The following is a 21,930-nucleotide window of genomic DNA, read 5'->3' on the forward strand; positions in this document are numbered from 1 at the left end:
GCCGGCCCGTACGCCCGGTCAGCGGCGGATCGGCATCAGCAACGAGAACGTCCGCTCGTCGTCCGGCTGCCGCAGCAGCAGCGGCCGGATCGGCCCGTCCAGGTCGAGTACGAGCTGCCCCCGGCCACCCGCGTCCAGCGCCTCCAGCAGGAACTCCCGGTTGACCCCGATCGGCCCGGCCGAACCGTCCACGCCCGCCACCGCTCCCGCGCCCGACGGGTCGGCCGGCATCCGGTCCGGGTCCAGCACCGCCAGGGCTCCGTCGGCGCCCACCGCCAGCACCGCCACCTCGCACGGCGTGCCGTCCTGCTCGCGTACGACGGTGGTGGTGTTCGCGGTGGCGAGCGCCGTACGCAGCGCGGGGACGTCCACGGTCACCCGCACCGTTCCCTTGCCGTCGAGCCGGTTGCCGAGCAGTCGCCGGTAGTCCGGGAAGTCGTAGTCGAGTGGTTCGCCCTGCACGGTCAGCCCGCCGGCCCGGATGCCGACCTCGGTGCCGCCGAGTACCACCGTCACCGGCTCGTCGGCGTCGGATCCCGTGCCGGCAAGCAGGCTGCGGGCCTGGTCGACGAAGGCGACCGGGGCGATCACCCGGCGGCTCGGCCCGTCGACCGCGTTCACCGGCGCCACGGCGACCGCCAGCCGGTAACGGTCGGTGGCCACCAGGTGCAGCAGCGATTCCTCGATCTCGAACAACACCGAGCCGAGTACGGGCAGTTCAGGGTCGTCACCGACGGCGAAACGCACCGCGTCGAGCCCGGCGGCCAGGCCGCCGCGGGTGAGGGTGAGATGGGTGGCACCGGTCATCAGGTTCTCCTCGTGGTCGAGCAGGGCGTGGACCCGGGAGAGTTCGCGGCGGGCGTCGGTGAGACCGGCCTCCAGCCGACGCAGGTGCCCGTCCAGCAGCCGGCGTACGACCACCGGCTCGGACCAGTGCCGGAGCACCAGGCCGATCTCGGACAGCGGCAGGTTGACCCGTCGCAGGCGGGCCACCAGCCGGGCGGGTTCGAGCTGCTGTTGGGCGTACCAGCGGTAGCCGGTCTCCGGGTCCACCACGGCGGGCACCAGGATGCCGGCGCCGTCGTAGAACCGCAGGGCGCTGACGGTCAGGCCGCTGGCCCGGGCCATCTCCCCGATGCTGCGCATGTCGCTCTCCACGTCCGCTGATCCTGGGGGCTCGACCAGGTCGAGGGTCAACCCGGCGAACCTATCCGGACGCAGCGGCCGCCCGACGCGCGGTGTGGCTCGACGGCGGAGAGACTGCCGAGGTCAGCGGCGCGGTGGCCAGTAGACGCCGAGCACGTCGTAGCCGTCCGGGCGGGTGCCGGAGCGCCCGAGGTAGAACGCCGGATCCCGGTCCGGGCCGCAGATCCGGTGCAGGAAGGCGGTGGTCAGGGCGTTGCGAAGCCGGTCGTCGGAAAGTCCGGCCAGCCGGTGTTGCAACGCCGCGAACTCCCAGTCGGCGATGGTGTGCTGGTGGCCGGGGCAGTCGTACCCGGCGCAACGGTAGCGGTACGCCCCGGTGAACCGGGGTGCGCAGAGCGGGCCGCGGTCCTGGTGCCCGGTCGGGTCGAGGCGGTCGGCGTACGCGTCGAGCCGTCGGCGTTGTTCGATGGTCCAGTCCGGGTGCGGTGCCAGGACGAGCCCGTCGACCTGCCGGGGCCGGACCAGGGCGAGCGTGGGCCCGTCCGGCTGCTCCCGGCACACGGTCTCCCCGAGGTACGGGTCCAGCCACGGCTGGCGCCACTGCCACCGCTTGAGGTGGTGCTCGCGGACCAGGGTGTGCGGTACCGGCTGCCAGCTCTCCCGGCCGAAGTCCGGGTCGGCCGGGCGGGCGTCGACGCTGATGATGTCGTACGTGCCGAAGGCCGCGGCGGGGCCGAGTTCGCTGATCGGGATCGGCGCGAGCCGGATCCAGCCGGGGCGGTCCGGGTCCGCGCTGATGCCGGCCGCGTAGACCGTCCGGTCGGAGCGGTCGGTGGGGCGCGGTGCGGTCTTGACGGTGATGAGGAGGCGCAGCCGGGTCACCTGTTCGGCGGTCCGCCGGGGGGCGGGGTGGGCCGGCGCGGGACCGGGGAGGTCGAGTTGGGTCACGCGCACCCTCCGCCGGAGCCAATGTAGTCGTATGGATACAACGAACCGAGCATGACATGGGTAACGGGTTTCGGCCACACGGGCAATTCGTCGGTGCGTTCGCCGATTGCCACAAACCGGAACGGGTCGTCAGTCCGGATTTCTCGCAGCGGGATTATGCCTGCCCGGGGCCGTCATTCGACGGTAGTGCTAAGCGATATCGCCATCCTTCATCGACGTGAACTTAATGAACGATAAGGCGTCTTTGTTCAGCCGATCGGTGACGTAAAACTTCCACGACTCGCGCGTTCGGTGCCGTGGTCGCCGACGAGCTGGACCGGCGCTCAGGACAGCACCCGGAAGGTGATCCCGGCCCGGTGCAGGCGCGCGGTCAGCGCCTCACCCATCGCCGCTGCCGGGGTCACCTGACCGGAGGTGGGTGGCAGGTCGTCCAGGGCCAGGCAGAGGGCCGACTCGGCGAGCATCTTGGCGGTCTCGTCGTACCCGGGGTCACCGCCGGCAACCTCGGTGACCACCCGGCGGCCGCCGCCGACACCGACGAAACGGAACACGAACCAGCCCCTGGCCCGCTGTTCGGCCGTCGGGCCCGCACCCGGGGCGGCCCGGCGCAGCAGCCACTCCCGGACCGGGCGGACCCGGGCCAGCACGGCCAGTGCGGCGACCCCGGCCACCGCGCCGACCACCAGCGGCAGCCGCAGCGCGAGATGGTGGCGGAACCGGAAGTCGGGACCGTACCGGTCCAGGGCGGTGGCGGAGTGGCGCACCACGGCCGGGTCGAGCGAGGGCAGCGGCAGCACCCAGTGGCCCAACTCGGCCGAGCGGCCCGCCCGCCCGGCGCCCGCCCGTACCCGGCGGGGTTCCACCATCGGCTGCGCCCGCCGCCGGGCGCGGGCCGCTGTCGCCGCGCCGCGGCGCCGCGCCAACACCAGCAACACCGTCCGGTACGTGCCGGCCGACGGCACACCCCACGCCCGCAGGTAACCGTCCACTGTGATCGGTACGCCCACCGGCAGTTGCCCGACGGTGAAGTGCACGCCGAGGTCGGCGGGTACGCAGTCGAAGCCGCAGGCGTGCACCAGCCGCGCCCCGGTCCGGGTGGCCTGTTCGTGGTGGCGGACGTACATCAGGTCGACGAACTCCGGCTCACCGGTGATGTCGAGGTAGTCCGTCCCGGCCTCGGCGCAGGCGGCCACCACCGGCTCGCCGTGGTGCACGTACGGCCCCACCGTGCTGATCAACGTGCGGGTGCTTGCGGCGAGGCGGCGCAGCGATCCGGGGTCGGTCGTGTCGGCCGGGAGCAGCGGCAGGTCACGCCAGGCCGGGCTGATCCCGGCAAGGCCGTCGCGCACCTCTTCCAGCCGCTGCGGGTTGCGTCCGGCCAGCGCCCAGCGGAGCGTGCTCGGCGCGTGGCGGGCCAGGTACCGCGCGGTCAGGCCGCCGGTGAACCCGGTCGCGCCGAACAGGACGAGGTCGTACGGACGGGGCGTGGACACCCGAGCAGTCTCGCACCGGACAGCAGGGGGCATCGCCGCCGCCGACCCGGGATCGGTCGTGGGGGATCGGGGTGAACCGGTCTCCTCCGTCAGGGGTGAACTCCGGCGGGCCGGGTATCCGGGTCGCGCCCCGGACGGAAGTCCGGGTCCAGGCCGTGATCGAACCAATGGATGTCGTCGTGTCCGCGGGGGTGGAACAGGATGCCCGAGGACCGGATCGGAGCCGGCGCCGCCGCGCCGCGCGGTCGTACCGGTGTGGTGGGGGAAGACCGGGCCGCCGGGCCCGCGGTCGCGCCGCTGCTGGCCTCCAAGCTGGTGGTCGCGTCGCTGCCCGGCGCGGTGGTCGCCCGCCCCCGGCTCTTCACACTGCTGGAGGCAGGAGCCGCCGGCCCGGTCACGCTGGTCTCGGCACCGGCCGGCTGGGGCAAGACGACGCTGCTCGGCTCCTGGTACCGCGCCCACGCCGACAACGGGCACCGGGCCTGGCTCTCCCTCGAACCCGGCGACGGCGGGAGCCGGCTCTGGTCGTACCTGCGGGCCGCCGTCCGATCCACCGGCGACCCCAGGAACGGCCACGGGTCCGCCGCGCCGGCCGTCGCGGGCACCGACGAACCGGTGGACCGGGACTTCCTCGACCGTCTCGCCGTGGAGCTGAGCCGCCGGCCGGAGCCGGTCACGCTGGTGCTCGACGACTTCCACCGGATCGACGACCCGGGCGTGGCCGACGGGCTCGAATTCCTGCTCCGGCACACCGGGGACCGGCTCCGGCTGGTCGTCGGTGGGCGTACCGACCCGGCGCTGGCGCTGCACCGGTGGCGGCTCAGCGGCGAGCTGACCGAGATCCGCGCGGCCGAGCTGGCGTTCACCGCCGCGGAGGCCGCCGAACTGCTGACCGCGCACGGCATCAGCGTCCCCGCCGACCAGACCGAGGAGCTACGCGTACGGACCGAGGGCTGGCCGGCCGGCCTCCGGTTCGCCGCGCTCGCCCTGCCCGGCCACCCCGACCCGGCCCGGTTCGTCGACGCCTTCGGCGGCGACGATCCCGCGGTGGCGGACTACCTGTCGGTGGAGGTGCTGGCCGGGCTGACCGACGAGGCGCGGGACGTGCTGGGCCGCGGTGCCGTCGCCGACCGGGTCACCGGTGACCTGGTCAACGCCCTGACCGGGCGGACCGACGGCGACCGGGTGCTGGCCGAGTTGGAACGGGACACCGGATTCGTGATCGGCCTCGGCACCCGCCCGCCCGCCTACCGCTACCACCGGATGCTCGCCGAACTGCTCCGCGCCGAGCAACGCCTGCGGCCCGCCGACGAACTGCTCGACCTGCACCGGCGGGCGGCAGGCTGGGCGGTGACACGGGAACTGCCGGCCGAGGCGCTGCGGCACGCGCTCGGCGCGGGCGAGTGGGGTCTGGCCATCGACGTACTCGCCGAGCACTGGCCCGAGCTGGTCCCGTACACCCCGGCGCGGCCGGGCCCGCCGGTACCGGGTCCACCGGCGCCCGAGGCGGTACGCACCGAGCCGGAACTCGCCCTGGCGTACGCCGTCGACGCGCTGGACCGGGGCGACCGCGCCGCCGCCAGTGGCCACCTACGGCTGGCCGATCGGTACGCCTCCCAGCTCGACGGGGTCCGCCGGGACCGGTTCACGCTGATCGCGGCCGCGCTGCGGCTGGCCGGGGCGCAACTCGACGGTGAGGTCGCCGACGTGCTCGCCGCCGCCGCCCGGTTGCGTGCGCTGGCGTCGCCGCCCGGTGCCGGTGCCGGCCGACCCCCGGTCGACCTGCGCGCGCGGGCGATCGCCCGTACCGCCGCCGGTGCGGTGCAACTCGGCACCGGGGACCTGGTCGCCGCCGAGACCGAGCTGAGTGGTGCGTTGGCCGACGCGCACCGGGCCGGACTCACCCGCACCGAACTGGCCTGCACCAGCCGGCTGGCCCTGGTCCGGGCGGTACGCGGACGGCTCGCCGCCGCAGAACGGGACGCCCGGCTGGTGGTCGGCGGCGCGCTCGACGGTGACGCGCCCACCGACCACGGGCACGCCTACCTCGCGCTCGCCCTGATCGCCCTGCACCGGGACAGCCCGGCCGACGCCGAGGCGAACCTGACGCTCGCCGGTCACCGGATCGAGCAGGGCCGCGAACCCGCCGTCGCCGCGGTGGCCGGCTGGATCCGAGCCCAACTCGGCCGGGACCGAGGCGACCTGACCGGCGCCTACCAGCTCCTGCTCGCCGGCCGGGCCCGGCTGGGCGAGCAGCAGCGGGCCGAGCAGTTGTCGCACTGGCTGCTCGCCGCCGAAGCCGACCTGTGCACCGCGCACGGCGACCTGGGGCGCAGCCGGGAACTGCTGCTCACCCCACTGGACGAGGCCACCGGGCCGGCGGAGGCGCTCGCCGTGGCGCTGTGCCGGGCGTACCTGCACGCCGGGGACCTGGGCGCGGTGGCCCGTACGCTGCCGGACTGGGCCGGGCCGGACGGCGACGCCTGGCTGCTGCCGGTACGGCTGGAGGCGGGGCTGCTCGACGCGCTGACCGCCCGTGCGGCCGGCGACCACCGTCGGGCCGCCCGTACGTTGGAGGAGGTGCTGGTGCTGGCCGCGCCGGACGGGTTCCGTCGGGTGTTCACCCGGTCCGAACCACCGGCCCGCGACCTGCTCGCCGCGCACCTCGACTCCGGTACGGCGTACTGGCCGATGGTCCGGGAACTGATCGCCACCGGTGCCGAGCACGTCGGTCGCGACGGCATCACGCCCACCGGCGTCGACCGGCGGGACCGGGGCGGGCGGCTGGCCGCGGCGGTGCCCGGTCTGGGGGAGCCGTTGACCGACAGGGAACTCACCGTGCTGCGTTACCTGCAGAGCATCCTGTCCAACGTGGAGATCGCCAGCGAGCTGTCGGTCTCGGTGAACACGGTGAAGACGCACGTGCGCAACATCTACCGGAAGCTGGACGCGACCCGGCGGCGGGAAGCCGTCCGCCGGGCCCGCGAGCTGCGTCTGATCTGACCATCGGCGCGCGAGTCGAAAGTCAGCTCGACGCGGCCTGGTCCACGGCCGCGATCAGCTCCGGCAGCTCGTACGAGCCGTCGTAGCGGACGCCGTTGACGAAGAACGTCGGGGTGCCGTTGACGCCGCTGCGGATGCCGCCGACGAAGTCGCGCCGGACCCGGTCGAGGTGCACGTGCCGGGCGACCTCGTCGGCCACCTCGTCCTCCGGCAGCCCGAGCTGCTGGCAGCCCATCGACAGGTGCACCGGGTCGAGCTGGTCCTGGTGCTCGAATATCCAGTCGTGCATGGCCCAGAACTGGTCCCGTACGCCAGCCGCCTCGACCGTCTCGGCGGCCAGTTCCGCGTACGGGTGCACGTTGCTGAGCGGGAAGTGCCGGAAGACCAGCCGTACCGTCTCGGGGCGCTGGCGCAGGAGTTCGTGCAGCCGGTGATATGCCTGCCCGCAGTACGGGCACTGCAGGTCGGCGTACTCGACCAGGGTGACCGGTGCCTCGGCCGGCCCGCGTACGTGATCGTCGTCGGTGAGCGGCACCCGCAGTTTGCTCGACGTGACCTGCATCGGTGTTGTCATCGGGCCTCCCCGTCGTGCTCGGTGTCGCCTTCCCGGTCCCGACGGCCGGGTCAGCAGAGATGCGTTGTTCGCCGTGTCACGCCCGCGCCTGATGGCTGGTGAGGGCGTCGAGCGCGTCGAGGATGCCGTCGGCGCCCGGGTTCACGTCGATCGGCGAGACGTAGCTCCAGCTCACCCGGGCCTGCGGGTCGAGCACGAACAGTGCCCGCTCGGCGTAGCCGTCCGGGCCGTAGACGCCGTACTGCCGGGCGACGGCGCCCTTCGGTTCGAAGTCGGACAGCAGCGGGAACTCGATCCCGGCACTCGCGGCGAACGCGTCGTGGCACCAGACGCTGTCCACCGAGATGCCCAGCAGCGACGCGCCGTACTGGTCGAACGCGGGCCGCGCGGCCTGGTAGAGCGCCATCTGGTCACCGCAGACCGGACTCCAGTCCGCCGGGTAGAAGGCCAGCACGGTCGGCCGACCCCGGGACTCAGCCAGGCTCACCTGCCGATCGGGCCCGGTCGGCAGGGTGAACTCCGGGGCCGGTTGTCCCGGTTGGAGTGCGCCGCTGGGATCAGTCATGTCTCTCATCCTCGCGCCGGGCCGGGTGACACCGGCTCACCCGATCCGGGTGGTAACCCGCGTCCGGTGCGGGCCTCACACCCGTACGGTGATGTGGTTGTCGACGGCGGCGACGCCCGGCGCGGACCAGGCCACCCGCTCGGCCTCCTGCCGCTCCAGCCAGGAGTCGACGGCGCCGGTGAGCACGATCAGGTCGCCCTGCACCTCGATGTCGATCCGCTCGACGTCGGTCTCGGCGCTGCGGATCAGCGCGTTGACCACGAGCTGCTCCAACTCGTCGGGCGACGGCAGCCCGATCGGACGTACGTTGATCCCGTTGGTCACGCCGCGGACGCTGGCCAGCCGGCGGACCGACCGCTCCGCGGCCCGCTTCTGGTACTCCCACTCGACGTCCCCGCGCAGCACCACCCAGCCGTTGGAGACGGTCACGTCGAGGTTCCCGACCGGCACGAAGGCGTCCCACTCCAGGGCGCGGGTGGCCGCCAGCGCGATGTCCGGGTCGGTCCGCTCGGCCGAGGACGGCAACCGCACCTCGATGTCGTTGGCCACCGCCCGGACCCGGTTGATCCGGTGCGCGGACCGTTCGGCCGCCCACTTCTTGGCGTAGTTGTCCACCCAGCCGGTGAGGGTCACCACCCCCTCCTGCACCGTCACGCCGATCTCGTTGGGCTGGACCCGGGGCTCCCACTCCAGTTCGTCGAGGACATCGCGCTGGATTTCCTCGTCGCTGCGGGTGATCGTCCTCGCCGAGGTCATGGTGGTTCCTTCCACGGGATAGATTGCGCACCGGCGACCCGCCGGGGTGCCGGTGGTGGCCGCGCTGTCACGGCCGATGCTCCGGCGTACCCGGGTGACGTCCCATCACCCGGGAAAGGTGAGGCCCGCCGGACCGGGCGCGTGACAGGTCGGCCGGCGGTAAGGAATCATCGACTGTCGATCCGGCAGGTGTGTTGACGTGGGTGGAGGAGAGCGGATGACGACCGACGAGGTGACTGCGGGGGACCGGACGGCCGGCTCGGCCACGGTGCCCGAGCAGCCGGTCGGGCCGCCGCGCGGCCATGCCGTGTCACAACGCCTCGTACGCCTGCTGCGGCACGAGTGGACGCTCGCCTCGCTCGGCGGGCTGCTGCTGGCCGTACTGCTCACCTGGCCGACGTTGCGCGACGTCACCACGACCATCCCGCAGGACACCGGCGACCCGGTCCTGCAGGCGTGGCAGGTCGCCTGGGGCGGGCACGCCCTGCTCACCGATCCGATCCAGCTCTGGCACTCGAACACGTTCTTCCCCGAGCGCTACACGTACGCGTACTCCGACACCCTGCTCGGCTACGCCCCGCTGGGCATGGTCGGTGAGGGCCCGGTCGCCGCGATCGTCCGTTACAACATCCTGTACGTGCTGGTCCACGCGCTCGCCTTCGTCGGGGCGTACGCCCTGGTCCGCCAGCTCGGCGCGAACCGGATCGGGGCCGCGCTGGCCGGGGTCGCGTACGGGTACGCGCCGTGGAAGCTGGCCCAGGCGGGGCACCTGCACGTGCTCTCGATCGGCGGCATCGCGCTCGCCCTGGCCATGCTCGCCCGCGGGCACGGCTGGTCCCTGACCTACGGCTACCGCCCGGAGCTACGTCGTCCGGGCTGGGCGCTGGCCGGTTGGCTGGTCGCTGCCTGGCAGATGACACTCGGCTTCGGCATCGGCCTGCCGTTCGGGTACGCCCTGGCGGTGCTCTGCCTCGTGGTCGTGGTCGGTTACCTCTGGTCCTGGTGGCGGCGCTCGGCCCGACCGGTCTTCGGCCGTCGGCTGCTCACCGCCGACCTGGTCGGTGGTGTGGTCTTCGCCGCGATCACGCTCGCCATGGCGTTGCCGTACCTGAAGGTGGTCGAGCAGAACCCGGACGGCCGCCGGACCCTGGCCCACCTGGAGCAGTTCTCCCCACCGCTGCGGGGTTTCTTCACCGCGCCGCCGGAGTCGTGGCTCTGGGGGGAGCGGCACGCGGCCGCCCGTGAGCTGCTGCCGTTCGCCGGTGAGATGACCCTGCTGCCCGGTGTGGTGCTGATCGGCCTCGCGTTCGCCGGCCTGTTCTTCTCCGCCTGGCGCGTACGTCACCGGGTGCTGCTCGCCGCCGGGGTGCTGGTGAGCGTCGCGCTCGCCGCCGGCACCAGCTTCGGCGGGGACGGCAATCCGGGTTACGCCACGCTGTTCCTGCACCTGCCCGGCTGGGACGCGATCCGTACGCCGGGCCGGCTGATCCTCTGGACCACGCTGCTGCTCGGCATCCTCGCCGCCGGGGTGCTCAGCATGCTCGGCCGTACCGAACCGAGCGACGCGTCCCCGGGCGACGCCGACGGCCGTACATCCGCGACGGACGGCAGCGGCGCTACACCCGCGACGGACGGCAGCGGCGCTACACCCGCGACGGGCGGGATCGACGGCGGTGCTACTTCCGCGACGGGCGGGATCGACGGCGACGCGTCCGCGACAGGCGGTAGCGGTGCGGCCGCGACCGACGGTGACGCGGCCGACGGTGACGGCGGTCGACCCGCGGCCGACGACGAGCCCGCGCCCGCAGGTGGGGCCGCCGTGCCGGCACGGTCACCCGTGCCAGTCGGTGCCGGAGTCACCAGCGCGTTCATCCGGCCCGCGGTGCCGGTCGCACACTCGGTGTCGCCACCGCCGAAGCAGGTCCGGGCGTCCGGGCCGGCGCGTCCGATGGCCGGGTGGGTGGTCCGCCTCCTGACGCTGGTGCCGCTGGCCCTGGTGGTGCTCGAAGGGGTCAACACCACCCCGCACGCGCCGGTGCAGGCGCAACCGGCGGCGCTGCGCGGGATGGAGGGGCCACTGCTGGTGCTGCCGAGCGACGGGACGTTCGAGTTCACCATCATGCTCTGGTCCACCGACGGGTTCCCGAAGATCGCCAACGGTCTGGCGTCGTTCGTACCGCCGACGCAGCAACAGATCCGTGCGGTGACGCCGAGTTTCCCCGACCAGACGAGCGTCGCGTACCTGCGGCAGATCGGCATCCGGACAGTTGTCGTGCTGCCGGAGTACGTGAACGGCACACCATGGCAGGATGTGCTCAACCGGGACGCACAGGGGCTCGGGATCAGCCGTGAGGATATCGCCGGAGCGGTGGTGTTCCGGCTCGGCTGAGCTGGCCGGGGAGGTTTTGCGATGGACCGCCGAGTGGCCGCGCTGTTCGGCGGGATCGTGGCTGTCGGGCTGGGACCGGCGGTGTGGTTGGGCGGGACCCTGCTCCGCTCCGAACCGCTGCCGGCGGCGCCGCTGCCGAGCGGTTCTGCCAGCGCGACGGCCTCGCCGACCGATTCCGTCTCACCGGGTCTGCCGACCCCCGACCCGTCGGCGACCGTGGGCGTACTCGCCCCGCCGGGGCCGGACCGCCCCCTTCCCGGCCGTACGCCGGCCGCCCCCGGCAAACCGACCTCCCCGGCACCGACCGGTACCCGATCTGCCGGGTCCGGGTCGCCCAGCCAGCCGACCTCGCCGCCGCCGGTCGAGCCGACCACACCGCCGCAGTCGCCGGAGCCGCCACCGAGCCCGGACCCGACCGAGGGCGAACCCACCGAGTAGCGGCAGCCGTCGCGTAGCGTCGTGCCGGTCAGATCCGGCCGGCCGAGGTCGTCGCCGAACTCGGCCGGCACGCCGAGCCATCCATTCTTTAGTTTAAATACGCAACTATTGACAGCGCTGACCGGCGTGTGTGAGTGTCTGCACGAGACCGGTGCGGGAGCCAATCGTGCCCGGTGCGGGAGCCAAGGGCAGCTCCGCACCACCGTCATTCCTCGCTCATGCACGCGCTCGGCGCGGCAGTCGATGGCCCGTGCCCGCTCACCGGCATCGGCGCGCCCGCGCGTCCGTGCATGGCGGTTCTCCGTCCCCAGTAACAGCAGCGTCAGCGCTCAGAGGGAGCCGTACATGCGTAGAAGTCTCGCCAGCGCGCTCGCGGCCGTGGTCGTCGCCGGCGCGGTGGCCGTGGTGGCCCAGGTCGCCCTCAGCCCGTCCGCGTCACCGGCCGCGGCGGCCGCGTCCGAGCCGTACTCCTGGAAGAACGTCCGGATCGACGGCGGCGGCTTCGTGCCGGGCATCGTCTTCAACCCCACCGAACGCAACCTGATCTACGCCCGCACGGACATCGGCGGCGCCTACCGCTGGGAACAGGGCAGCCAGACCTGGACCCCGCTGCTCGACTGGGTGGGCTACGACAGGTGGGGCTGGAACGGGGTGCTCAGCCTGGCCACCGATCCGGTCCAGACCAACCGGGTGTACGCCGCCGTCGGCATGTACACCAACGACTGGGACCCGAACCCGGGCGCCATCCTGCGCTCCACCGACAAGGGCGCGACCTGGCAGGCGACCGTGCTGCCGTTCAAGGTCGGCGGCAACATGCCCGGCCGGGGGCAGGGGGAGCGGCTGGCCGTCGACCCGAACCGCAACAGCACCGTCTACTACGGCGCCGAGGGCGGCAACGGCCTGTGGCGCAGCACCGACTACGGGGTCACCTGGGCCAAGGTGGCCAACTTCCCCAACCCCGGCAACTACGCCCAGGACCCCAACGACCCGAACGGTTACCTCAACGGCAACCAGGGCGTCACCTGGGTCAACTTCGACCGCAGCACCGGTACGGCCGGCAACGCCACCCAGACCATCTACGTCGGCGTGGCGGACAAGCAGAACCCGGTCTACCGCAGCACCAACGGCGGCAGCACGTGGGAGCGGATCGCCGGCCAGCCCACCGGCTACCTGGCCCACAAGGGCGTGGTGGACCACGTCGGCGGCTACCTCTACATCGCGACCAGCGACACCGGCGGCCCGTACGACGGCAACAAGGGTGACGTGTGGAAGTTCAACCGGGCGACCGGCGCGTGGACCCAGATCAGCCCGCTGCCGTCGAGCAGCGCGGACGCGTACTTCGGGTACAGCGGGCTGACCATCGACCGGCAGAACCCGAACATCCTCATGGTCGCCACCCAGATCTCCTGGTGGCCGGATGCGATCTTCTGGCGCAGCACCGACGCGGGTGCGACCTGGACCCGGATCTGGGACTTCGGCAGCTATCCCAACCGGACCAAGCGCTACACGATGGACATCAGTTCGGTGCCCTGGCTGAGCTTCGGCGCCAACCCGGCGCCGCCGGAGGAGTCGCCGAAACTGGGCTGGATGAACGAGTCGCTGGAGATCGACCCGTTCGACGGCAACCGGATGATGTACGGCACCGGCGCCACCATCTACGGCACCACCAACCTCAAGAACTGGGACACCGGCGGCACCCTCACCATCCGGCCGATGGTCCGGGGGCTGGAGGAGACGGCGGTGCTCGACCTGGCCAGCCCGCCGAGCGGTGCCCCGCTGGTCAGTGCGCTCGGCGACATCGGCGGCTTCCGGCACGCCAACCTGGACGCCGTACCGGCGATGATGTTCACCCAGCCGACCATGACCAGCACGACCAGCCTCGACTTCGCCGAGTCGAATCCGTCGATCATGGTGCGGTCCGGCAACTTCACCGACTCCGAACGGCCGAACGACAGCCATGTCGCCTTCTCCACCGACGGTGGGGCGAACTGGTTCCAGGCCCAGGAACCGGGCGGCATCAACAGCGGCGGTACGGTCGCCGCCGCGGCCAACGGCAGCCGGTTCGTCTGGGCACCCGGCGACTCGGGCCAGCAGGTCGTCTACTCGGTCGGGTACGGCAACTCGTGGACCGCGTCGACCGGCGTACCGGCGAACGCGAAGGTCGAGTCCGACCGGGTCAACCCGAACAAGTTCTACGCCTTCGGCGGCGGCCGGTTCTACGTCAGCACCAACGGGGGCGCGAGCTTCACCGCCAGCGCCGCCACCGGGCTGCCGAGCAGCGGGAACGTGCACTTCAAGGCGCTGCCCGGTGTCGAGGGCGACATCTGGCTGGCCGGCGGTGACAGCACCGGCGGCACCGGCATCTGGCACTCGACCAACTCCGGCGCCAGCTTCACCAAACTCGGCAACGTGACCGGCGCGGTGAACATCGGCTTCGGCCGGGCGGCACCGGGGCAGACGTACCCGGCGCTGTTCGCGTACGCGACGATCGACGGCAAGGCGGGCGTGTACCGCTCGGACAACGCCGGTGGGGTCTGGGTACGGATCAACGACGACCAGCACCAGTACGGCAACGCGGCCGAGGCGATCACCGGCGACCCGCGGATCTACGGTCGGGTGTACCTCGGCACCAACGGTCGCGGCATCCTCTACGCCGATCGGCTCGGCGGCCCGACCAACCCGCCGACGACTCCGCCGACCAGCACACCGACGACCCGTCCGCCGACCACTCCGCCCACGACACCGCCCACCACCCGACCGCCCACGACTCCGCCCACCAACCCGCCGACCACGGCACCGGCCGGCGGTTGCTCGGCGACGTACCGGGTGACCGGTTCCTGGCAGGGCGGCTTCCAAGCGGAGGTGACCGTACGCAACACCGGCACCACGCCGACCACCGGCTGGACGGTGAACTGGACCTTCCCCAACGGCCAGACCATCAGCCAGATCTGGGGCGGTACGCACACCCAGAGCGGGTCAGGGGTGGTGGTCCGTAACGTCGGTTACAACGGCGCGCTGGCCCCCAACGCGACCACGACCTTCGGTTTCCTGGGCAGTTACACCGGCAGCAACGGGATGCCGAGCCCGGTCGGCTGCACCCGGGGCTGACAGCCGAGCACGGGACTGACAAAACCGTGGGTGTCGCCCGCCGATGATGCTGGCAGGGCGACACCCACGGGTCAGCGGATCCCCGGCCGGTCACGCCGGCCGGGGGTACACCGGTCAGTTGTGCAGGCGGACGCTGGGGTTCGGCGGGCTGAGCTCGACGAACTCCACACTCTCGGTCGTACTCGGATCCTCGCCCTCGCGGGCGATCGCGGCGCGGGCGGCCGAGCCGGCGGCCCAGCCGATCGCGGCGCCGAGGCCAGCGGCGCCGATGATCCAGAGCCAGGGCAGCCCCGGTCGCCGGCCGGCCAGTGCGGCGGAGGCCGCCGTGGCCCGCCGCCAGGCCTCGTCCGCGACCGAGCTGACCCGGTCGCCGGCCTCGTCGGCGAGGTGTGAGGTGCCCCGCCGGGCCGAGTGGGCGGTGTCCCGTGCGACGTGACGCACGCTGTCGCCGGCCGAACTGAACGTGGCCTGCAGGTGCTGCCACGCCTGGTCGGCGATCTGTTCGGGCTTGCTGCGACGCGCCACCAGGTTCGTTCCGAACATCGTGGTACCTCCTCGGATGCCGAAAGCAGCGGGCACTTCGGACAGAGCCATCTGTTCGGCGCGGTTTCTGTTGCTTCGGAGGTGCCCGGACATGTTCGGCGGCAAACCCGTGCGGACGCATGGAAGTGGTGACGGAGGTCGGGTCTCGGGCGGGGTTTGGACGGGAGAAGGCTAGCGGATCAGGACAATCGACGTACCGCGGGCGAAATCGTCGTCGTCATCGTCGTCGTCATCGCCGCCGCCCCCGAATCCGCAGGCCAGTACGAGGGCGAGCAGGACACCGACGCCGGCCAGGCCGAGCAACCGCTTCAGCATGATCAGTCCTCTCTCGGTGCGCGCCGGAGCGCGCCGGACGAGGCCCCGAGTGTAGGTGCCCGGGTCCACCCGCATCGATGGAACAGCTCGGCGCGCCGGAGTGCCGGGTGGACGTGTCGCTGCGCACATTTCTCGCCGTACACCGTACGCGTTACGCCTGCTGGCGGCCCGGATGAGCGCGCGACCGCCCGGGCCCGGCCGGCCGGTGGGGGCCGCACCGGGGCCCTGGCTGACGGATCGGGGGATACCCTGATGGCCGCACGGCGCTCCAGGTGGCATCCTGAATCGTGAGAACATATGCTGACGAATGACCAGATAAGGACTGTTTTGTCGGACCGGCCGCATAGATTGCCGTGCCGGAGGGGTGGCGACCGGGGCCATCTGAGGAATACTCTCGGTCGCGGCCCGCGTACTGATGAAGCGCCCGGATCTGGGCGAGTGGAGGTGCTCGCGTGAGCCTGTCGATCGCCAAGTCGATCCTGCCTGGTGGAGTCGTGGAAATCGCCCCGCGTGGCGAGATCGACGTCGACACCGCGTACGAGGTGCGCGAAGCTGTTGTCGGCCTGCTCGCGAAGGGGCGCCCGCCCCGGATCGAGCTCAACATGCGACTGGTCAGTTTCATCGACTCGGTCGGGATCAGCGCCATGGTCGCCGGTTTCCAGACCGCCGAGGTCAGCGGTGTGAAACTGGTCGTCACCGAGCCGAGCCGGTTCGTCCACCGGCAACTCTGGGTCACCGGGCTGCTCGGCCTCTTCGGTGCCCCCGAACCGTACTTCTCCGGGGCGGCTCCGACACCGGAACCGCAGCTCCCCGGCGCCTGAGACGATCCCTTCCGTCATCGGCCGGCGTCGAACACCGCGGCCGGTGACGGAACCGGGTCGACCAATCCGGCCCGCGTGCCCGACCCCACAAGCTCAGCGCGGCCCTGACGGGCAAGCTCAGCGCTGCCCCGACCGGTCGTCCAGGCCCGACAGGTCGACGTCGGTCGCCTCCGTGACCGCCCGGAGCGCGGTGACCGAGGCATAACCGGCCGCCAACCAGGCCACGTCGGTGCCCGGCCGCACCCGCTCGCCGGACTCCTCCAGGGCGGTCCGGACAAAACCCCGCCCCGACTCCGCCACGGTCATCTGCACCTGCCCGAACCCGGCCAGCGTGCCGGCCCGTACGCCGCGCAGTTCCCCGTACGGCACGTCCGGTGAGTTGACGTTGAGCACGCTCTCCAACGGTCCCGAGGTCAGCCGGGGCAGCAGGTCCACCGCCACCCGCGCCGCCGTCGCCCAGTTGCGTACCTCGTCGCGGAACCGCCCGGACGAGGCCACCGCGGCACCACCGCTGCCGGTGGTGCCCTCGCCGACGGAGAGCACGTCGAGCGAGACCGCCAGCGCGTGCGCGCCGTTCGCGGCGGCGGTGAAGGCCGCGCCGACCGTACCCGAGTGCAGCACCGCCCGGCCCACGTTGGCGCCCCGGTTGACCCCCGACACGACCAGCGTCGGCGGCGGCCCGAACGCGCCGTGGATCGCGATCAGCGTGATGAATCCCGGCGAGCCGGCCACCCCGTACGCCGGAATCCCGGCCAGGTCCTCGATCTCGTGCTCCTCGACGACCACCCGGCCCTCCCGCTCGGTCGCGATCATCGCCGCGCTGGTGCCGCTCGCCTCCTCGCTCGGCGCCGCCACCACCACGTCGTATCCCCGGTCGGCCACGGCACGGGCCAGCCACCGGATGCCCGGCGCGGCGATCCCGTCGTCGTTGGTCACCAACACCCGTACGGTCACGAGCCGGCCGCCCGTCCGGCGAAGTCGTCCGGTGTCATCCGGTCCTGGCGCCCGGACCCGATCGGGGCTAGCTGGACCCGCTCCACCAGTCCGGCGATCGAGTCCTGCCGGCCGGTGCCCAGCCCGTGCCGGGTCACGTTCAGCCCACCGGCCGCCGCTCCGGTACGCACCGCCAGTTCGAGATCCCCACCGGCAGCCAGTACGGCGGCCACCCCGGCGGTCATCGAGTCACCGGCCCCGCGCGGGTCGATCGCCTCCAGCCGGGGCATGTGCACCTCGTACACCTCGCCGTTGACCAGGGTCAACGCCGGCTCGTCGGCCCGGCTGACCACCACCGACTCGGCGCCGGTCGCGTGCAACTCGTACAGCACCCGGGTCAGTTCGGCCTCGCTGTCGTCGTCGGCCATGCCGTCGCGCAGCAGCTCCTCGTGGCTGACCTTGAGGAACGAGACGCCGCTCTCCAGCACCGCGCGCAGATGGTCACCGGACAGGTCGACCACCACCCGGCTGCCGTTGCGACCCAGATCGGCGGCGAGCCGGCGGTAGATGTCCGGCGGCACCAGGGACGGGTCACCCGGCCCGCTGAGCACACTGACCGGTGCCAGCAGGCCCTCGCCGAGCGCCAGGTTGTAGAGGTCGTCCAGCTCGTGCCGGTTGAGCGCGTGCCCCGGTACGTCGACGATCTCGTCCCGCCGACCGTCGCGGCGGTCGTGCACGTACCCGCCGCTGCTCGAATCCCGGCGGACCACCTTCAGCTCGACCCCCTCGCTGGCCATCAGCGGCTCCAACACCTGGCCGATCTCGCCGCCGAGGCTGGCGCAGAGCACCACCCGGGTACCGAGGCAGGTGATCATCCGGGCCTGCCAGACCCCCTGACCACCGGGGTGCAGGTGGATCTCCGGTTCGTCGTTGGGCTGGTCGATCGTCACCGTCAGTTGTGGAGCGGGCGCGAAGACCATGACGTGGGCATTCATGCCCGCTACGTTTCCCTACCCGGCGAACGGCAGGCGGCCGATTCGCGAACACCGCTCCATCGGGAGGTGACGTCCGCGTTGTTCCGGTTCGGGCGTACGGGCTTTTCCGAGCGCCGTTCACGTGGTGCACTGTCCGGCAACCATCGACGCGCACGGAATCGACGCGCGGGGAATCGACGCCCACGGAGGAGAGCCGGTGCCGAAGCAGGACACTTTCCACTACACGGTGCAGGCGCGGTGCAGCCGGGCCGACGCCGTACGGCTGTTCGCCGACCTGAGCGCCCAGGCCGACCTGCACCCGCTGATCATCCGGGTCGAGCCCCGGCCGGCCCGCCCCGGCGCCCTGCGCAGCTACACCATCTCCGACCGGCTCGCCTGGGGCCCGTTCACGTTCCGCACCTCGTACCAGGCGGACATCCTGACCGCGAACGAGGACGAGGTGGTGGCGGTCGCGCGGCAGTGGCCGAACACCACCGTCCGCAACCACGCCCGGCTCAGCTCCGAACCGGACGGGATCACCAGGGTCGACGTACAGATCACGCTGTCCGCGCCGGGGCCGCTTTTCGCGTACGCCTTCCGGCAGGCACGCACCGCGCACCTGGCCCTCGGGTCACGGCTGCAAGCCAAGCTGGACGCCACCCCCACCGCCTGAGTGCGGTGCCCGTCCCGGTCGGGGCGGGCACCGCACGGAGGGTTCAGCGCCAGGTGTCGGTCCAGGTGGCGGTGCACGGGGCGTACGTCGGAGGGTTGCGGGTGCGGTTGGGATCGCTTTCCCAGATCACCTGGGACCCGTCCTTCTTGATGTACTTGTACTGCACCGGGGCGCTCGGCGGCAGGGTGACCGAGGCCCGCCAGACCGGGTACGCGGCCGACGAGAGCGGCACCGCGTTCGCCGGGTCCCAGTTGCCGAGCGCTGCCGTGTTGCCGGTGACGAAGACGTTCTGTCCCCAGATCGTGGTCGCGTTCACCTCGAAGGTGACCGTGGTGGCTCCGATGCACTGCCCGGCCGGCGGGGTGGTGGTCCGGGTCGGTGTCGGCGTGGCGGCGGTACGGGCGTTGACGTGCAGCGCCAGCGCGCCGTTCGCGGGCACCGTGGCGGTGAACTGACCGGCGGCGTCGACCGTGTACCGCGCCCCGGTGCAGTTGCCGGCGGAGAAGTCGCCGGCCATCACGTCGCAGTAGGTGCCCGCCGGCAGGCTGCTCTGGAACGTACGGGTGAGGGCGGTCCCGCCACGGTTGAACGCCGCGTACGCCACGTTGCCCCGGCCGAAGCCGATCTGGTTCGACCCGTTGCTCCACCAGTTGGTGACCCCCGCGCCGGCCGCGGTGTTACGCAGCCCGACCATGTTCGCCGTGGTCCGCCAGCGGTGCTCGCAGGCCCAGCCGCTGGCACAGTTGACCGCGCTGGTGGTGCCGCCGCTGGCCGGTGGTCCTGCCTCCGGGTCGGTGAAGGTGAAGCTCGACATCACCTGCGGCACCCCGTACGGCCAGGCGATCATGAACGCCTCGGCCAGCGCGTACGACGAACCGTTGTGGTAGGTCAGCTTCGCCCGGCCGTTGCGCTGGGTGTCGTGGTTGTCGACGAAGGCGACCGCGTCGGCCGAGCCGAGCCGCATCGAGGTGGCGAGGTTGTTCAGGTTCGCCAGGTTCCCGTCACGGAAGGCGGTGCCGACCACGTCGCCGTACCGGAACTCGGTGACGTCGCCGAGGCCGGCGTACTCCTCGGGGGTGGGTTCACCGGCACCGCCCTCGATGACCTCGGAGAAGACGTAGGGGTCGCCGGTCACCGGGTCGACGATCGCCGCCAGGTCCGCGGCGGGCAGGTGCTTGGCCGCGTCGACCCGGAAGCCGTCAACGCCGAGCGAGACCAGGTCGTCGAGGTACGCGACCAGCTTGCCGCGCACGTACGACGACTCGGTCCTCAGGTCGGACAGGTCCACCAGTTCGCAGTTCTGGATCTCCCAGCGGTCGCCCCAGTTGGCGATGTCGTCGTTGCCGTTGCGCCCGCAGTGGTGGAAGTCGCCGGTCCCGTACGGCACCGCCGGGTAGGCGTAGTGGCTGTACGTCGACCCGCCGCTGCCGGTCCCGGTCGACGCCCCGCCGGCCATGTGGTTGACCACCGCGTCGACGTAGATCTTCACCCCGGCGTTGTGGCAGGTCTGCACCATGCTGGCAAAGGCGGCCCGGTTTCCCCGGCGGCTGGTCAACTGGTAACTGACCGGCTGGTAGTCCTGCCACCACGGGTAGCCCCGACCGGGCAGTACGACGTGCTCCTGTGGTGGGGAGACCTGCACCCCACCGAAGCCCTTCGGACCGAGCACGGTGGTGCACTCGTTGGCGACCGAGGCCCACGGCCACTGGAACAGATGGACGATCACGTCCTTGCTGCCCGGACTGGCCGGACTCGCGGTGGCCTGCTCGGCCGGTCGGCCGACCGTGCCGACGAGCAGCGCGGCGACCAGCAGGCCGGTGGTGAGCAGGGCGGTGGTGATGGCGGCGCGGCTTCTTCGGACACCCATGGTGATCCTTTGCGGGGAGAGCGACGCGGGGACGGGAAGGCGACCCTGCCACAGTCACGGGCAGGATGGCGTCGTGTTGCAGATTGATTAACAATTTACTCCCGACAATGTCCTAATAGGAAACGCGGCGGACCGGAGCGTCCCTCGTGTTGCCGTCGGTGCAGCGGCGTGAGAGTGTGCTGCACGCGCGGCGGGGGTGGTTTCGCCGCTGAAGTCCTGACGTTCGCGGGAAAGTAGGTAATCCATGCGTTCGACCCGGTTCCTCGTCGCGGCCTGCCTGGCCTCAGCCACGATCGCGCTCGGCGCCTGCGGAGGAGGGTCGTCCGACGACGACTCGTCCGCTCCGGCCTTGCCCAGCGCGAGCGCGTCGACGACCGTCGGTGTCGAGCCCGGTGCGTCGGCCAGCGCCATCCCTGGTTCCAGCGCGACCCCGGCGGCCGGAAACGCCATGCCGGCACCCAGCGGTGCGGCCCCGGCACCAGGAGGCGCGGCCCCGGTGCCCGGCGCTGCGGCCAACTGCACGGCCAAGGGGCTGAAGGCGGAGCTGACGGTCCAGCGGGCCGGCATGGCGATGCTGATCCTGACCAACGCCGGATCTTCGCCGTGCCGGATCGAGGGCTGGGTCAACCTGCGACTGGAGGCCGCCGACGGCGGTCTGCTGAAGGTCAGTCAGCAGCGGGTCAGCCAGCCCGGTGCGACCGTCGCCGCCGAACTCGACCCCGGCGAGTCCGCGTACGCCGGGATCAAGTGGACGACCTGCGCCAAGTCGGCGGGGGACTGCTCGGTCGCCACCACCGTCCGGGTCGGTCCGGCCGGTGACCCGGACGTCGTGGTCGCCCACGTCACCGGCATCGACGGCGGCAACCAGACGGTCACCGAACTGCCGCTGAGCAGCGTGCAGATCGGCACGATCCAGCCCAGCCGGCAGGGCGTCGTCGCCTGGTGAAACCTGCGGCGGGTCAGCTTCCGCGCGGGCCGTACATGATGATCGCGACGCCGACCAGGCAGATAGCGGCGCCGGTGAGGTCGTAGCGGTCCGGGCGGAACCGGTCCACGATCACGCCCCAGGCGAGTGACCCGGCGACGAACACCCCGCCGTACGCGGCCAGCACGCGGCCGAAGTTCGGGTCCGGTTGGAAGGCGGCGACGAAGCCGTACCCGGCCAGCGCCAGGATCCCGGCGGCGACGAAGAGCAGTCCGCGGTGCTCGCGTACGCCCTGCCAGACCAGCCACGCGCCGCCGATCTCGGCGACGGCGGCGAGCAGGAACAACAGCAGCGATCGGGCGACGGTCACGGCTGCCATTGTCGGCCCGACGGGGCCGCAGACGGCGGTGGGGCTCCCCGCGACGCGACCTGCGCGCCTGGGGAGCCCCACCTGTCCCG

19 protein-coding genes are annotated in these 21,930 nt (G+C 72.2%); 7 read left to right on the plus strand and 12 right to left on the minus strand.

The genetic code is table 11. From position 1 onward, the window contains the following. Positions 1 to 18 precede the first annotated feature (18 nt). From AB0J90_RS03870 to AB0J90_RS03880, 3 genes are all read right to left on the minus strand, one after another. Positions 19 to 1,146: a MerR family transcriptional regulator gene (locus AB0J90_RS03870; protein WP_363591862.1), complete on the minus strand. Its 1,128-nt coding sequence runs from the start codon at positions 1,144 to 1,146 to the stop codon at positions 19 to 21. Between the two features lie 123 nt (positions 1,147 to 1,269). Continuing rightward, entirely contained in the window at positions 1,270 to 2,094 is an 825-nt protein-coding gene (locus AB0J90_RS03875; RefSeq protein ID WP_363591864.1) for a hypothetical protein, read from the minus strand. A gap of 323 nt (positions 2,095 to 2,417) precedes the next feature. After that, entirely contained in the window at positions 2,418 to 3,587 is a 1,170-nt protein-coding gene (locus AB0J90_RS03880; protein WP_363591866.1) for a saccharopine dehydrogenase NADP-binding domain-containing protein, read from the minus strand. A gap of 201 nt (positions 3,588 to 3,788) precedes the next feature. On the opposite strand from AB0J90_RS03880, the gene AB0J90_RS03885 reads away from it, so the two are divergent. Next, entirely contained in the window at positions 3,789 to 6,590 is a 2,802-nt protein-coding gene (locus AB0J90_RS03885; RefSeq protein ID WP_363591868.1) for a LuxR C-terminal-related transcriptional regulator, read from the plus strand. A 22-nt stretch (positions 6,591 to 6,612) separates the two neighbouring features. On the opposite strand, the gene AB0J90_RS03890 is transcribed toward AB0J90_RS03885, so the two are convergent. The 3 genes from AB0J90_RS03890 to AB0J90_RS03900 form a co-directional block, all read right to left on the minus strand. Then, a complete protein-coding gene (locus AB0J90_RS03890; RefSeq protein WP_363591870.1) occupies positions 6,613 to 7,164 on the minus strand; it encodes a DsbA family protein in 552 nt (183 codons plus the stop codon). A 76-nt stretch (positions 7,165 to 7,240) separates the two neighbouring features. Further along, a complete protein-coding gene (locus AB0J90_RS03895; RefSeq protein ID WP_363591872.1) occupies positions 7,241 to 7,729 on the minus strand; it encodes a redoxin domain-containing protein in 489 nt (162 codons plus the stop codon). 75 nt (positions 7,730 to 7,804) lie between these two features. After that, the gene (locus AB0J90_RS03900; protein ID WP_363591874.1) at positions 7,805 to 8,485 is read right to left on the minus strand and encodes a BON domain-containing protein; all 681 of its coding nucleotides are present in this window, start codon (positions 8,483 to 8,485) and stop codon (positions 7,805 to 7,807) included. Between the two features lie 217 nt (positions 8,486 to 8,702). Between AB0J90_RS03900 and AB0J90_RS03905 the strand changes: the two genes are divergently transcribed. The 3 genes from AB0J90_RS03905 (at position 8,703) to AB0J90_RS03915 (ending at position 14,420) form a co-directional block, all read left to right on the plus strand. Then, entirely contained in the window at positions 8,703 to 10,874 is a 2,172-nt protein-coding gene (locus AB0J90_RS03905) for a hypothetical protein (protein ID WP_363591876.1), read from the plus strand. A gap of 21 nt (positions 10,875 to 10,895) precedes the next feature. Next, complete coding sequence (locus AB0J90_RS03910; protein ID WP_363591878.1) at positions 10,896 to 11,312, plus strand: hypothetical protein; 417 nt, start codon at positions 10,896 to 10,898, stop codon at positions 11,310 to 11,312. Positions 11,313 to 11,657: 345 nt separating this feature from the next. Beyond that, positions 11,658 to 14,420, plus strand: a complete 2,763-nt coding sequence (locus tag AB0J90_RS03915) for a cellulose binding domain-containing protein (protein WP_363591880.1) — start codon at positions 11,658 to 11,660, stop codon at positions 14,418 to 14,420. A 114-nt stretch (positions 14,421 to 14,534) separates the two neighbouring features. On the opposite strand, the gene AB0J90_RS03920 is transcribed toward AB0J90_RS03915, so the two are convergent. Continuing rightward, positions 14,535 to 14,963 (minus strand): hypothetical protein, encoded by a 429-nt coding sequence (locus tag AB0J90_RS03920; RefSeq protein WP_363591882.1) that lies wholly within the window; start codon positions 14,961 to 14,963, stop codon positions 14,535 to 14,537. A 171-nt stretch (positions 14,964 to 15,134) separates the two neighbouring features. Then, positions 15,135 to 15,278, minus strand: coding sequence for a hypothetical protein (locus tag AB0J90_RS03925; protein WP_363591884.1), 144 nt, complete (start codon positions 15,276 to 15,278; stop codon positions 15,135 to 15,137). A 452-nt stretch (positions 15,279 to 15,730) separates the two neighbouring features. On the opposite strand from AB0J90_RS03925, the gene AB0J90_RS03930 reads away from it, so the two are divergent. Next, on the plus strand, positions 15,731 to 16,099 hold the full coding sequence (locus AB0J90_RS03930) for an STAS domain-containing protein (protein ID WP_326556473.1): 369 nt from the start codon (positions 15,731 to 15,733) through the stop codon (positions 16,097 to 16,099). A 117-nt stretch (positions 16,100 to 16,216) separates the two neighbouring features. Here AB0J90_RS03930 and AB0J90_RS03935 read toward each other — a convergent pair whose 3' ends face one another. Together AB0J90_RS03935 and AB0J90_RS03940 are read right to left on the minus strand one after the other, a co-directional pair. Further along, a complete protein-coding gene (locus AB0J90_RS03935; RefSeq protein WP_363591886.1) occupies positions 16,217 to 17,053 on the minus strand; it encodes a 5'/3'-nucleotidase SurE in 837 nt (278 codons plus the stop codon). After that, a complete protein-coding gene (locus AB0J90_RS03940; protein ID WP_363591888.1) occupies positions 17,050 to 18,027 on the minus strand; it encodes a PfkB family carbohydrate kinase in 978 nt (325 codons plus the stop codon). Before AB0J90_RS03940 ends, AB0J90_RS03935 begins: the two co-directional genes overlap by 4 nt. A gap of 196 nt (positions 18,028 to 18,223) precedes the next feature. Here AB0J90_RS03940 and AB0J90_RS03945 point away from each other — a divergent pair, with 196 nt between their 5' ends. Continuing rightward, positions 18,224 to 18,679 carry an SRPBCC family protein gene (locus tag AB0J90_RS03945; protein WP_363591890.1) on the plus strand — a complete coding sequence of 152 codons (456 nt, stop codon included), beginning with the start codon at positions 18,224 to 18,226 and terminating at the stop codon, positions 18,677 to 18,679. Between the two features lie 43 nt (positions 18,680 to 18,722). On the opposite strand, the gene AB0J90_RS03950 is transcribed toward AB0J90_RS03945, so the two are convergent. Beyond that, complete coding sequence (locus tag AB0J90_RS03950; protein WP_363591892.1) at positions 18,723 to 20,546, minus strand: carbohydrate-binding module family 20 domain-containing protein; 1,824 nt, start codon at positions 20,544 to 20,546, stop codon at positions 18,723 to 18,725. 244 nt (positions 20,547 to 20,790) lie between these two features. Between AB0J90_RS03950 and AB0J90_RS03955 the strand changes: the two genes are divergently transcribed. Continuing rightward, positions 20,791 to 21,492 carry a DUF4232 domain-containing protein gene (locus AB0J90_RS03955; RefSeq protein WP_363591894.1) on the plus strand — a complete coding sequence of 234 codons (702 nt, stop codon included), beginning with the start codon at positions 20,791 to 20,793 and terminating at the stop codon, positions 21,490 to 21,492. A gap of 13 nt (positions 21,493 to 21,505) precedes the next feature. Here AB0J90_RS03955 and AB0J90_RS03960 read toward each other — a convergent pair whose 3' ends face one another. Next, complete coding sequence (locus AB0J90_RS03960) at positions 21,506 to 21,841, minus strand: YnfA family protein (RefSeq protein WP_363591896.1); 336 nt, start codon at positions 21,839 to 21,841, stop codon at positions 21,506 to 21,508. Positions 21,842 to 21,930 lie beyond the last annotated feature (89 nt).

Source organism: Micromonospora sp. NPDC049523, assembly GCF_040676775.1.
Classification (GTDB): Bacteria; Actinomycetota; Actinomycetes; order Mycobacteriales; family Micromonosporaceae; genus Micromonospora_G.